The sequence below is a fragment of the Stenotrophomonas veracruzanensis genome, assembly GCF_032911525.1.
GTDB classification, from domain to species: Bacteria; Pseudomonadota; Gammaproteobacteria; order Xanthomonadales; family Xanthomonadaceae; genus Stenotrophomonas; species Stenotrophomonas africana.
On record NZ_JAWJTI010000017.1, the window covers coordinates 35711 to 47366 of the forward strand.

Here is an 11656-nt window from a genome sequence, read left to right on the forward strand (position 1 = left end):
CCTACGCTCGGCTCTGGTCAGCGGCCGACCTTGGTCGGCACCGTGAATGCGTGTCGACCAAGGTCGACACCTACCGGGGGCTTGGCACGCAGCGGTCGCCATGCGCGGCTCTCGTAGCGGCCGACCCTGGTCGGCGCCGTGTAATGCGTGTCGACCAAGGTCGACACCTACCGAGGGCTTGGTGCGCAGCGGTCGCCATGCGCGGCTCTCGTAGCGGCCGACCCTGGTCGGCGCCGTGTAATGCGTGTCGACCAAGGTCGACACCTACCGGGGGCTTGGTGTGCAGCGGTCGCCATGCGCGGCTCTGGTAGCAGCCGACCTTGGTCGGCGCCGTGTAATGCGTGTCGACCAAGGTCGACACCTATCGAGGGGCCTAACGCGCGGCGGTCGCCTGGCTGGCCAGCTGGCGCCTGACCCAGTCATCGATCAGGCGCTTCTCGTAGCGCAGCGGATCGCTGTCGCTCCTCAGCCCCAGGTTGTGCAGGTAACCGGTATCGCTGAGGCGCGCATCGCCCTCGCTGACGATACGGCCGCTGGCGTCCTTCAACGTGTACTGCAGGCTGATCCGCGGCGGGTAGATGTCGCGCATGATCCGGATGTCGCGGCCACGTGGGCCGTGCCACGGCTCGTAGTCACCGGCACGCTTGATGTCCACCAGGGTCACATCGAGGGTCTGCCCAGGCTGCAGCGGCTTGGCAGCGGTGGTCTGCAGGTAGCGGGCCAGCTGCTGTACCCAATCACCGCGTTCGGCTTCGAAGCGGTTGGTGCTCTGGCGGATCTCGGTGAATTTGGCCGGATCCTCCCATTTCACGCTGACCGGGCCATCGGCCTGCAATGCGCGCGGCGCGTCCGCATCGGTTACGGTGCGCGGTGCAGCGCTGGCGCCGCCCGCCACCAGGGCGCCTGCCAGCAGGGCAATCGCGAGTGAGCGTTTCATGACGGTCTCCTGCGTCCCCGAGCTGGGGACGATGTTGATCACGGATCGAGTGTGATCCTGTGGCCGGACCGCCGCAATGGCCGAATGCGTCGCGCGCAAGGGTGGTTGCCGCCAATTCATCGACGTCAACCATGACTGATGTCGCTTGACGCTGTGAATACGCGCTTTGGAAGATGCTGTGCTTCCAATCCGGCCTGCATAGACGCCCTTGTCCACACTGCCGCCCCTAGTGGAGCGCCCGCCGATGATGGTGCCGGCGCCCGAACCCGACCTGCATCATGGCGTGCTTGAGCGCATCAACGCGGGTTTCTGCGTGATCCAGGTGCTGTTCGAGGGGGACCGCGCGGTGGATTACCGATTCATCGAGGTCAACGATGCCTTCGAACGGCACACCGGCCTGAAGGACGCCTGCGGCCAGCGCATGAGCCTGCTGGAGCCGAATCACGAGGAAGACTGGTTCCGCATCTACGGCGAAGTCGCGCGCAGTGGCCGCCCCGCCCAGTTCGAGATGGAAGCGCGTGCGCTGGGCCGTTCGTTCGCGGTCGATGCGGTGCGCGTGGGCCGTCCGGGCGAGGACAAGGTCGGCATCCTGTTCTTCGACATCACCGCACGCAAGCAGATGGAAGTGGAGCTGGGCGAAAGCGAAGCCCGCTTCAGTGCGCTGGCCGACGGCCTGCCGATGCCGGTGTGGGTGCTCGACGAGCGCGGCCATGCCCGTTTCGTCAACAGCGCTTTCAGTGAGTTCTTCGGCGGTGACGAAACACGCGTGCCGGAAGATGTCTGGCGCGGCCTGGTGCATCCGGACGATGCATCGGTGTTCGAGTACGAACTACAGGAAGCACTGAAGGCACAGCGGTCGATGCATGCGCTGGTGCGGGCCCGGCGCGCCGATGGCGAATGGCGTTGGCTGGAAATGAACGCCCGCCCGCGCTTCTCGCGGATGGGCCGCTTCATCGGCCTGGCCGGCAGCAGCCCGGACGTGACCGAACGCCGCGAGATCGAACTGGCCCGCGAGGAGTTGCTGCAGTCCGAGCGTGCCGCGCGCAGCGCCGCCGAGAACATGGCGCGGCTGAAGGACGAATTCCTGGCCACGCTGTCGCATGAGCTGCGTACGCCGCTGACCACCATCCTCGGCTGGAGCGAGTTGCTGCTGCAGCGCGTGGACAACACCAGCCCGCTGTACAAGGGCCTGAATGTGATCGCCAGCAGCGCCGGTGCGCAAAAGCGGCTGATCTCGGACATGCTCGACCTCAGCAGCATGCTGCTGGGCAAGGTGCAGCTGGAGGTGGAGATATTGGACCTGCGCGACCTGCTGGGCGAAGCCATCGGCGCGCAGGAGCTGGTCGCCGAAGGCAAGGCACTGGACGTGAGCCTGCTGCTGCCCGAGCAGCCCTGCCTGGTGCTGGGCGATGCCACCCGTCTGCAGCAGGTGTTGTGGAACCTGCTGTCGAATGCAATCAAGTTCACCCCGGCCGAAGGCCGCATCGACCTGCAGCTGCAGGCCGACGGCAACCACTGGGTGATCACCGTGCGTGACACCGGCGACGGTATTGCGCCCGAATTCCTCAATCACCTGTTCAGCCGTTTCCGCCAGGCCGATGGCACCACCACCCGACGCCATGGCGGCCTGGGCCTGGGCCTGGCCATCGTGCAGCAGCTGGTCGAACTGCATGGCGGTACCGTCACCGCTGCCAGCGAGGGCCATGGCCACGGCGCCACCTTCACCGTACGCCTGCCGCAGCACATTCCCGATGCCGAACGGCGGCCGCTGCGCGAAGTGATCAGCGGGCCGATCCTGGAGCCGGTGATTGTCGAGCCGTATCCGCTGCGTGGCATGCACGTGCTGGCGGTGGAAGACCAGCCGGAAGTGCTGGAGTACCTGCGGCGCATGCTGGAAGAGCAGGGCGCGAGCGTGTCGGCAGCCAGCTCGGCCGGTGAAGCGCTGGCGCTGCTGGCCGATACCGGGCATCTGCAGTACCACGTGATGCTGACCGACATCGGCATGCCGGGCATGGATGGCTATGGCCTGGTGCGCACGCTGCGCGAGGACATGGGCGTGGACGCGCTGACGCTGCCGGCGGTGGCTGTGACCGCACTGGCGCGTGCCGATGACCGGCGCCGAGCGCTGGCGTCTGGCTTCCAGGAGCACGTGGCCAAGCCCTATTCGGTGGCGCAGCTGGTGTCGGCCGTGCGCAAGGTACAGGTGCCGCGCGCCGACAGCGCGCTGCACTGAGCATTCACAGGAGGTCGCCGATGTCCCGTACAGCTCCCCGCGTCCATACCGATCCGGCGCAGATCGCGCGCCTGGAAGCCCTGCTGCCGCAGCTGGAGGGCGAAACGCAGGTGCAGCTGACCCTGCACGATGGCCGCCGCCTGCTCGGCACCGTGGCGGTGAAACCGACCGTGCAGCAGTACCGCAACGAAGCCGGCGACGAAGGCAGCAACGGCCAGTTGCGCCTGGATGACTACGACACGCCGGTGCAACAGCATCATGTGTGGCTGGATGAAATCGCCAGCGTCGACCGCCTGCCACCCAGGGCGCCTTGATCGGATGTAGAGCCGAGCCCACGCTCGGCTGCGCCGTCGCCCGAGCGTGGGCTCGGGCGCTACCGGTGTGTCAATGCTCGAACAACGTCGGCGTCGCCTCGAACCGGCGCGCATAGGCGCGTTCTTCCGCCACCCGGGCCACTTCGTCATCGGCCAGATCCGGTGCGCCGTACACCGCATAGGCCACGCTGCCGTCGGCGCCATGACCGACCTGGTGCAGCCGGTAGCGTGAGTGGCCGCCGCCGGTGTCCTCGGGGTAATGCACGGGCGGATGGCTGCCTTCCAGGTCCATTTCACTGTTGTCGACCACGCCACCGACGAACAAGGCTCGCATGCAGGTTCTCCTGGGTTTCCGGGGGAGCCTCTACCCTGAACGTTCCAATGTTGCTGGCAGATCAAGGCCCCGTTCGGGTTTCGCAAAGCGGCTGCCGGGGCCGGCCCGGCCAAGCCGGTACAATGGACGGCCCTCACGCTTGAAGTACCCGCGCCGATGGCCTCCAGCGACGACGCCCCCCTGCAGACCCTGTTCCTGCCGTTCTCCCAAGGCGCCCTGCGCTGGCCGGAGGGCCCGGTGGCCTTCCTGCGTGCCCGCGACGGCTGGCCGCTGCGCGAAGCGGCCGGCAACCGCGAGGTGCACTGCGAGCAGAGCTTTGCCCCGTTCGCGCAGCCGCTGCAGCAGGCCGCCGGCTGGACCGTCAGCGGCCAGCTGGATGATGTGGCCGGCAAGGGCCGCTACCCGCTGGTGCTGGTGCTGCCGCCGCGCCAGCGTGAGGAAGCCCGCGCGCTGTTCGCCCGCGCGCTGGCGCTGGTCGCCGAGGGCGGCCGCATCGTTGCCTGCCAGTCCAACAACGAAGGCGCACGCTCGGGCGAGGGTGACCTCAAGCAGCTGACCGGCCTCGGCGGCAGCCTGACCAAGAACCACTGCCGCGTGTACTGGACCGCCCCGATGCAGGGCCAGCACGACGCCGACCTGGCCAAGCGCTGGTCGGCACTGGATGCGGTGCGTCCAATCGTCGGCGGCCGTTTCCTCAGCCGCCCGGGCGTGTTCGCCTGGGATCGCATCGACCCGGCGTCCGCGCTGTTGGCCGAGCACCTGCCGGCCGACCTGGCCGGGCGTGCTGCCGACCTCGGCGCGGGCTATGGCTACCTGTCGCGCGAGCTGCTGGAGCGTTGCCCGAAGATCACCGCGCTGGACCTGTACGAAGCCGAGCAGCGCGCGCTGGCCCTGGCCGAACTGAATCTGGCACCGCCGCCGTGCCCGCTGCCGCTGCGCTTCCTGTGGCGCGACGTCACCGCCGGCATCGAGCCGGGCTACGACGTGATCATCAGCAATCCGCCGTTCCACACGCCGTCGCGCGCCGACCGTCCTGACATCGGCCAGCGCTTCATCGCCGTGGCCGCGCAGGCGCTGCGCCCGGGCGGACGCTTGTACGTAGTGGCCAACCGCCATCTGCCGTACGAGTACACGCTCAACGAGAGCTTTGGCGCGGTGCGCGTGGTCGCCGAGCGCGATGGCTTCAAGCTGGTGGAAGCGGTGAAGGGGAAGGGCAAGTGAAGCTGGTCAAGCTCATCGCCAACCTGGGCTATGGCAGCCGCAAGCAGGTGCAGTGGATGTTCCGCGAAGGCCGCGTCACCGACGCCGACGGCGAGGTGCTGTATGCCGACGACCAGGTGCCGCACGAGGCGATCCGGGTCGATGGCGAGCCGCTGGACCCGCCGGTGGGCCTGTCGATCGCGCTGCACAAGCCGGCCGGCTACACCTGCTCGACCAAGGACACCGGCCGCCTGATCTACGACCTGCTGCCGCCGCGCTTCCGCGACCGCGATCCGGTGCTGTCCACGGTGGGCCGCCTCGACCGCGAGACCAGTGGCCTGCTGCTGCTGACTGACGATGGCAGCCTGCTGCACCGGATCATCTCGCCGAAGTCGAAGCTGCCGAAAGTCTATGAGGTCGAGTTGAACGACGACCTGCGCGGCGACGAGGCAGCGCTGTTCGCCAGCGGTACGCTGATGCTGGAGTCCGAGAAGACGCCCCTGCTGCCGGCTGAACTGGAAGTGCTGGATGCGCGTCGCGCGCGCCTGGTGCTGCACGAAGGCCGCTACCATCAGGTACGCCGCATGTTCGCCGCCACCGGCAACCACGTGCAGGCCCTGCACCGCAGTCGTGTTGGCGGGCTGGACCTGCAGGGACTGGACGAGGGGCAATGGCGGCAGCTCACTTCCACTGACCTGGATACGCTGTTCGCTCCATGACCACCATTGCTGCGCTGCCGTTCCTCCCCGACGCCGTCATTTTCGACATGGACGGCCTGATGATCGACAGCGAGCGCGTCTCGCTGGCCTGCTGGAGCGAGGCCGCCGACGAATTCGGGCTGGGCCTGGACGAGGCGGTGTTCCTGCGCATGGTCGGCCTCGGCGATCGCGATACGCACGCGCTGCTGCGTGCGCAGGGGATCGAGGACAGCGTGATCGACGCAGTGGCGGCACGTTGCCATGAGCTGTACGAAGCACGCACGCAGACCGGCCTGCCGCTGCGGCCGGGCATCCTGGAGCTGCTGGAACTGCTGAAGGCGCACGCGGTACCGCGCGCGGTGGCAACCACCACGCGGCAGCCGCGGGCCAACCGCAAGCTGGCCGCTGCCGGCCTGCTGCCGTATTTCGATGCGGTGATCACCAGTGGCGACGTGGCGCGGCCGAAACCGGCGCCGGACATCTACCTGCTGGCCGCGCAGCGGCTGGGCCAGGCCCCGGAACGCTGCCTGGCGCTGGAAGACTCACCGGCCGGTACGCGCGCGGCATTGGCGGCCGGCATGACCGTGATCCAGGTGCCGGACCTGGTGCATCCTGACGAAGAGCTGCGCGCACTGGGCCACCGCATCGTCGGCTCGCTGGTGGACGCGCACGCGCTGCTGCTGCCGCTGCTGCCGAGGTAACCGGTAGGTGCCGACCGCCCCTGACGGTGGGTGCCGACCGTTGGTCGGCACACCCTAATGCTTCGGTAGGTGCCAACCCTGGTTGGCACGCCCAATGCCCCGGTAGGTGCCAACCTTGGTTGGCACGCCCAATGCCCCGGTAGGTGCCAACCTTGGTTGGCACGCTTTTCAATGCAGCCGAGCATGGCTCGGCTCTACATCCGTTGGTGGGTGCCGACCGTTGGTCGGCACACCTGCCCCATCACACCCGCCCGAACACCAGCGCGGCGTTGGTGCCACCGAAGCCGAAGCTGTTGGACATCACCGTATCCAGCTTCTGCTCGCGGCTCTCGCGCAGGATCGGGAAGCTCTCCACCTTCGGGTCCAGTTCGCCGATGTTGGCCGAACCGGCGACGAAGCCATCGCGCATCATCAGCAGGCAGTAGATCGCCTCGTGCACGCTGGCCGCACCCAGCGAATGTCCGGACAGCGCCTTGGTCGAGGACAGCGGCGGTACCGCATCGCCGAACACTTCGCGGATCGCATTGAGCTCGGTGACGTCGCCCAGCGGCGTGGAGGTGCCGTGGGTGTTGAGGTAGTCCAGCGGACGATCGACACCCTGCAGCGCCATCTTCATGCAGCGCACCGCGCCTTCGCCGGACGGCGCGACCATGTCGGCGCCGTCGGAGGTCACGCCATAGCCGATCAGCTCGGCATGGATGTGCGCGCCGCGCGCAACGGCGTGGTCGTAGTCCTCCAGCACCAGCATGCCGCCGCCACCGGCGATGACGAAGCCGTCGCGGTCCTTGTCGTACGGACGCGAGGCGCTGGCCGGGGTCTCGTTGAAGCTGGTCGACAGCGCGCCCATCGCATCGAACATCACGCTCATCGACCAGTGCAGGTCTTCACCGCCACCGGCGAACATGATGTCCTGAGCGCCATGGCGGATCATGTCCGCGGCGGCGCCGATGCAGTGTGCCGAGGTCGCGCAGGCGGCCGACAGCGAATAGCTGACGCCCTTGATCTGGTAGGCGGTGGCCAGGCAGGCCGAGACCGTCGAGCACATCGTGCGCGGCACCATGTACGGGCCGACCTTGCGCACACCACGTTCGCGCAGCAGGTCGACCGCGCCGATCTGCCACTCGCTGGAGCCGCCACCGGAACCGGCGATCAGGCCGGTGCGCAGGTTGCTGACCTGCTCGGGGCTGAGCCCGGCATCGGCGATGGCATCGCGCATGGACAGGTAGGCGAAGGCCGCCGCATCACTCATGAAGCGCTTCTGCTTGCGGTCGATCAATGCGTCCAGGTCGAGGTCGACACGGCCGCCGACCTGGCTGCGCAGGCCGGCTTCGGCGTGGTCGGCCAGGGCGGTGATGCCCGAGCGCCCTTCGCGCAGCGCGGCCGAAACGGTATCCAGATCATTGCCGAGGCAGGACGTGATGCCCATGCCGGTGATGACGACGCGACGCATCAGAAGCTCCCGGTTTCAGTGAACAGGCCGACGCGCAGGTCGCGCGCGCTGTAGATTTCGCGGTCATCCACGTACATGCGGGCGTCCGACTGGGCCATCACCAGCTTGCGGTTGATGACGCGGCTGATGTCGATCTCGTAGCGCACCCGCTTGGCTTCCGGCAGTACCTGGCCGGTGAACTTCACCTCGCCGCAGCCCAGTGCGCGGCCCTTGCCGGGGGCGCCCAGCCAAGTGAGGAAGAAGCCGGTCAGCTGCCACATGGCATCCAGGCCGAGGCAGCCGGGCATCACCGGGTCGCCGATGAAGTGGCAGCCGAAGAACCACAGGTCCGGGCGGATATCCAGTTCGGCGCGTACCATGCCCTTGCCATGCGGTCCGCCGTCCTCGCGGATGTCGGTGATGCGGTCGAACATCAGCATCGGATCGTTGGGCAAACGGCCGGCGGCGGCGCCGAACAGTTCACCGCGTGCGCTGGCCAGCAGCTGTTCGCGGTTGAACGCGTGGAGACGGGTCATGAAGCACAATCCTGGAAGCGGGGAAACAGGGAAACAAGCGCTCGAGGATGCCCGTGGAAACTGCGCCGATCAAACATTTTAACCGTACGCAACCGTAGTGTTTTCAATGGAATACGCGCATCCTGTTGATGTGCAACGACCATACTTCGGCGTGTGGCCCGTTCGGCACGCCCCCGCCCTTTCCGCCTGACATGACCCGACTGCGCAAGATCATCCACGTCGACATGGACGCGTTCTACGCGTCGGTGGAGCAGCGCGACGATCCGTCACTGCGCGGCAAGCCGGTGGTTGTGGCATGGCGCGGCGCACGCTCGGTGGTGTGCGCGGCCTCGTACGAGGCCCGCGTGTTCGGCGTGCGCTCGGCGATGCCCGCGGTGCGCGCCGAGCGCCTGTGCCCGGACGCGATTTTCGTACCGCCGGATTTCGCGCGTTACAAGGCGGTGTCACAGCAGGTACGCGCGATCTTCCTGCGTCACACCGACCTGGTCGAGCCGTTGTCGCTGGACGAGGCCTACCTGGATGTGACCGAGCCGAAGAGCGGTATCGAACTGGCCACCGACATCGCCCGTACCATCCGCACGCAGATCCGCGAGGAAACGAACCTGACTGCTTCAGCCGGGATCGCGCCGAACAAGTTCCTGGCCAAGATCGCTTCGGACTGGCGCAAGCCCGATGGCCAGTTCGTGATCCCCCCGCAGCGGGTGGACGCGTTCCTGCTGCCGTTGCCGGTGAACCGGGTGCCCGGCGTCGGCAAGGTGATGGAAGGCAAGCTGGCCGCACGCGGTATCGTCACCTGCGGCGACCTGCGGCAGTGGGCCTTGATCGATCTGGAAGAGGCGTTCGGCAGTTTCGGCCGCAGCCTGTACAACCGCGCACGCGGCATCGATGAGCGGCCGGTGGAGCCGGACCAGCAGGTGCAGTCGATTTCCTCGGAGGACACCTTCGCCGAGGATCTGCCGCTGGAAGATCTGGGTGAGGCCATCGTGCAGCTGGCGGAGAAGACCTGGAATGCCACGCGCAAGACCGAACGCGTCGGCCACACCGTGGTGCTGAAACTGAAGACCGCGCAGTTCCGCATCCTCACCCGCAGCTTCACCCCGGAGCGCCCGCCGGAATCGATGGAAGAACTGCGCGACATCGCGCTGGCCCTGCGCACCCGCGTCGACCTGCCCGCCGACACCCGCTATCGGCTGGTCGGCGTCGGCCTCGGCGGTTTCCGCGAAAAGGAACCGGTGGTGCAGGGCGAATTGTTCGAGCACGCAACGAACGATTCCCCACGGACCTGATACATGTGTCGACCAAGGTCGACACCCACCAACAGCCGCGTGCCGACCAACGGTCAGCACCCACAACAGCAGCGGGAACCTGTCGAAGGCGGGGCGGGTCCGGTTGCGGGGGTGTCCGCGGCATGGATGCCGCGGCCAAGCGCCCATGGACGGGTTTACGGCGTCCCCCGCAACCGGACCCACCCCGCCTTCCCCCGGAATGCCCGCTTTTGCCGTTGCCGTTGCCGTCGATTCGGCGGGTGCAGGGCGCAGCCCTGCAAAAGAACCCCCTACCTTACGGCCACTGCATCTCGCCCTTGGCTACCTTCGCACTCAACTCCAGCGACGCCCCGCCGTCCAGCGTCGGATAACGTGCCTGCATCGCCTTCACCAGCGCCGCACTGTCCTTGGCCTTTGCCGCCTCGGTATCGAATGCGCGGATGTAGTCTGCGGTGAAGCGCAACGCACTGGCATCCAGCGCCACTCCCGGCGCGTAGTGACCCGGCACCACCACCTTCGGCTTCAGTGCCTGCAGCCGCTGCAGGGTCTGCAGCCAGTCGGCATGCGACTTCGGCGACTGCGTATCGGCCATCCACACGTGCTCGCCGGCTACCACCGGAATGCCACCGACGATCGCGCGTAGCGACGGCACCCACAGCACCGTGCGGTCCGGGGTCGGGCCATCCAGGCCGATCAGCGGCAGGCGCTGGCCTTCCAGCTGCAGGGCGTCGCCGTCCAGTACCTGCGGCACCACGATCCGTGCCGGCACGTCGGCGCCCATCTTCGGTCCCCAGTAGGCCAGCTTGCCGGCCTGGGTCTGCTGGATATGGGCGACGGTCTGCGCGGTGGCGACGATGCGTGCCTGCGGGAAGGCGTCCTGCAGGGTGGCCAGGCCGAAGTAATAGTCCGGATCACCGTGGCTGATGTAGATCGTGGTCAGCTGCTTGCCGCTGGCGCGGATCAGCTCGACCAGCTTGCGCGCGTCGCTGGCGCCGAACTGCGCGTTGACCAGGATCGCATCGTGGCGGCCTTCGATCAGCACCGAGGACACCGAGAACATCGCCTGCGGGCCGGGATGGAAGGTCTGCAGGTGCAGCTGGGATTTCGTCGCCGCCGCCGGCGCCGTGGTGGCCGGTGCGGCCAGCAGCGGCGCACAGGTGAAGCTGGCGGCCAGGGCGAGGGGAAGCAGCAGGGCAGCGGTACGCATGGGGATTCCTTGTGTAGAGCCGGGCCAATGCCCGGCTGCAGGTTCGCGTAGAGCCGAGCGCGGGCTTGGCTCTACAAGGGACGCGCGTCGATCAGTACGCCGCAGTGATGATCTGCTTCGGGTACTGGTGCGCTTCCAGCTCGGCGACGAACGCAGCGCCGTAGTCGGCGTAGCTGATGCGGCTGTGGCCGCTGGCGTCGGCGAGGAAAGCCTTGGGCTGCACGCGGTACTGGCCGCGCTCTTCGCCCGGGCCGATTTCGGCGGCCGGCGAGAAGAAGGTCCAGTCCAGGTCGTCCACTGCCTGCAGGCGGTTGAACGCTTCACGGTGGGCCAGCGCGTAGGGCTTGTAGGCCTCCGGGAAGCTGGGGGTATCGACCAGCTGCACGCCGGGGGCGACTTCCAGGCTGCCGGCGCCACCGACCACCACCAGGCGCGGCACGCCGGCCTTGCGTGCGACGGCAGCCAGCTGCGCGGCGACCTCGCCGACGCGACCGATGTCATCGCCCGGGCGCGGGCCGTAGGCACTGGCCAGCACGTCGTGGCCGGCGATGGCGGCAACCAGCGCGTCCTGGTCATCCAGCGAAGCGATCACCGGATGGGCGCCGGCCAGTTCTGCCGGAAGGTCCTGCGCGCTGCGCACGATGACGGTGAGTTCGTGACCGCGGGCCAGCGCGTGGCGGGCGATCTGGCGGCCGATGTTGCCGGTGGAACCAACGAGGGCGATCTTCATGGCAGGACTCCGTGAGCGGTGTGGGGTGGGAATGGCGCCACTCTAGGCTGCTGCAGTTGCTCGAAAAACAGC

Annotated in this window: 12 protein-coding genes; 6 read left to right on the forward strand and 6 right to left on the reverse strand. The window is 67.8% G+C overall.

The window, feature by feature from the left end; all coding sequences use genetic code 11:
* Positions 1-373: 373 nt before the first annotated feature.
* Positions 374-937 (reverse strand): DUF3016 domain-containing protein, encoded by a 564-nt coding sequence (locus R1H25_RS12320; protein WP_208044160.1) that lies wholly within the window; start codon positions 935-937, stop codon positions 374-376.
* 244 nt (positions 938-1181) lie between these two features.
* Between R1H25_RS12320 and R1H25_RS12325 the strand changes: the two genes are divergently transcribed.
* The gene (locus tag R1H25_RS12325) at positions 1182-3170 is read left to right on the forward strand and encodes an ATP-binding protein (RefSeq protein ID WP_317223727.1); all 1989 of its coding nucleotides are present in this window, start codon (positions 1182-1184) and stop codon (positions 3168-3170) included.
* Positions 3171-3190: 20 nt separating this feature from the next.
* Positions 3191-3484, forward strand: coding sequence for a DUF3247 family protein (locus tag R1H25_RS12330; protein ID WP_317223712.1), 294 nt, complete (start codon positions 3191-3193; stop codon positions 3482-3484).
* A 70-nt stretch (positions 3485-3554) separates the two neighbouring features.
* On the opposite strand, the gene R1H25_RS12335 is transcribed toward R1H25_RS12330, so the two are convergent.
* On the reverse strand, positions 3555-3818 hold the full coding sequence (locus R1H25_RS12335; RefSeq protein ID WP_005407925.1) for a hypothetical protein: 264 nt from the start codon (positions 3816-3818) through the stop codon (positions 3555-3557).
* Positions 3819-3974: 156 nt separating this feature from the next.
* Here R1H25_RS12335 and R1H25_RS12340 point away from each other — a divergent pair, with 156 nt between their 5' ends.
* From R1H25_RS12340 to R1H25_RS12350, 3 genes are read left to right on the forward strand one after another with little or no spacing between them, the layout of a single operon-like run.
* Entirely contained in the window at positions 3975-5039 is a 1065-nt protein-coding gene (locus tag R1H25_RS12340) for a class I SAM-dependent methyltransferase (protein WP_317223713.1), read from the forward strand.
* The gene (locus R1H25_RS12345) at positions 5036-5737 is read left to right on the forward strand and encodes a pseudouridine synthase (RefSeq protein ID WP_317223714.1); all 702 of its coding nucleotides are present in this window, start codon (positions 5036-5038) and stop codon (positions 5735-5737) included. Before R1H25_RS12340 ends, R1H25_RS12345 begins: the two co-directional genes overlap by 4 nt.
* On the forward strand, positions 5734-6417 hold the full coding sequence (locus R1H25_RS12350) for an HAD family phosphatase (protein ID WP_049445923.1): 684 nt from the start codon (positions 5734-5736) through the stop codon (positions 6415-6417). The genes R1H25_RS12345 and R1H25_RS12350 overlap by 4 nt, the downstream gene beginning before the upstream one ends.
* 241 nt (positions 6418-6658) lie before the next feature.
* Here R1H25_RS12350 and fabB read toward each other — a convergent pair whose 3' ends face one another.
* The gene (gene fabB / locus R1H25_RS12355) at positions 6659-7867 is read right to left on the reverse strand and encodes a beta-ketoacyl-ACP synthase I (protein ID WP_049445922.1); all 1209 of its coding nucleotides are present in this window, start codon (positions 7865-7867) and stop codon (positions 6659-6661) included.
* Positions 7867-8382, reverse strand: coding sequence for a 3-hydroxyacyl-[acyl-carrier-protein] dehydratase FabA (gene fabA / locus R1H25_RS12360; RefSeq protein WP_049445920.1), 516 nt, complete (start codon positions 8380-8382; stop codon positions 7867-7869). Before fabA ends, fabB begins: the two co-directional genes overlap by 1 nt.
* Positions 8383-8573: 191 nt before the next feature.
* Between fabA and dinB the strand changes: the two genes are divergently transcribed.
* Positions 8574-9668 (forward strand): DNA polymerase IV, encoded by a 1095-nt coding sequence (dinB, locus tag R1H25_RS12365; RefSeq protein ID WP_317223715.1) that lies wholly within the window; start codon positions 8574-8576, stop codon positions 9666-9668.
* A 274-nt stretch (positions 9669-9942) separates the two neighbouring features.
* Here dinB and R1H25_RS12370 read toward each other — a convergent pair whose 3' ends face one another.
* Both R1H25_RS12370 and R1H25_RS12375 read right to left on the reverse strand, forming a co-directional pair.
* Positions 9943-10854, reverse strand: coding sequence for an MBL fold metallo-hydrolase (locus R1H25_RS12370; RefSeq protein WP_317223716.1), 912 nt, complete (start codon positions 10852-10854; stop codon positions 9943-9945).
* A gap of 91 nt (positions 10855-10945) precedes the next feature.
* Positions 10946-11584, reverse strand: a complete 639-nt coding sequence (locus tag R1H25_RS12375; protein ID WP_049444869.1) for an NAD(P)-dependent oxidoreductase — start codon at positions 11582-11584, stop codon at positions 10946-10948.
* Positions 11585-11656: the final 72 nt, after the last annotated feature.

Coding starts and splice junctions, on each gene's coding strand:
- R1H25_RS12320 (WP_208044160.1), bottom strand. CDS start 937: ATGAAACGCTCACTCGCGATTGCCCTGCTGGCAGGCGCCCTGGTGGCG.
- R1H25_RS12325 (WP_317223727.1), top strand. CDS start 1,182: ATGATGGTGCCGGCGCCCGAACCCGACCTGCATCATGGCGTGCTTGAG.
- R1H25_RS12330 (WP_317223712.1), top strand. CDS start 3,191: ATGTCCCGTACAGCTCCCCGCGTCCATACCGATCCGGCGCAGATCGCG.
- R1H25_RS12335 (WP_005407925.1), bottom strand. CDS start 3,818: ATGCGAGCCTTGTTCGTCGGTGGCGTGGTCGACAACAGTGAAATGGAC.
- R1H25_RS12340 (WP_317223713.1), top strand. CDS start 3,975: ATGGCCTCCAGCGACGACGCCCCCCTGCAGACCCTGTTCCTGCCGTTC.
- R1H25_RS12350 (WP_049445923.1), top strand. CDS start 5,734: ATGACCACCATTGCTGCGCTGCCGTTCCTCCCCGACGCCGTCATTTTC.
- fabB (WP_049445922.1), bottom strand. CDS start 7,867: ATGCGTCGCGTCGTCATCACCGGCATGGGCATCACGTCCTGCCTCGGC.
- fabA (WP_049445920.1), bottom strand. CDS start 8,382: ATGACCCGTCTCCACGCGTTCAACCGCGAACAGCTGCTGGCCAGCGCA.
- dinB (WP_317223715.1), top strand. CDS start 8,574: ATGACCCGACTGCGCAAGATCATCCACGTCGACATGGACGCGTTCTAC.
- R1H25_RS12370 (WP_317223716.1), bottom strand. CDS start 10,854: ATGCGTACCGCTGCCCTGCTGCTTCCCCTCGCCCTGGCCGCCAGCTTC.
- R1H25_RS12375 (WP_049444869.1), bottom strand. CDS start 11,584: ATGAAGATCGCCCTCGTTGGTTCCACCGGCAACATCGGCCGCCAGATC.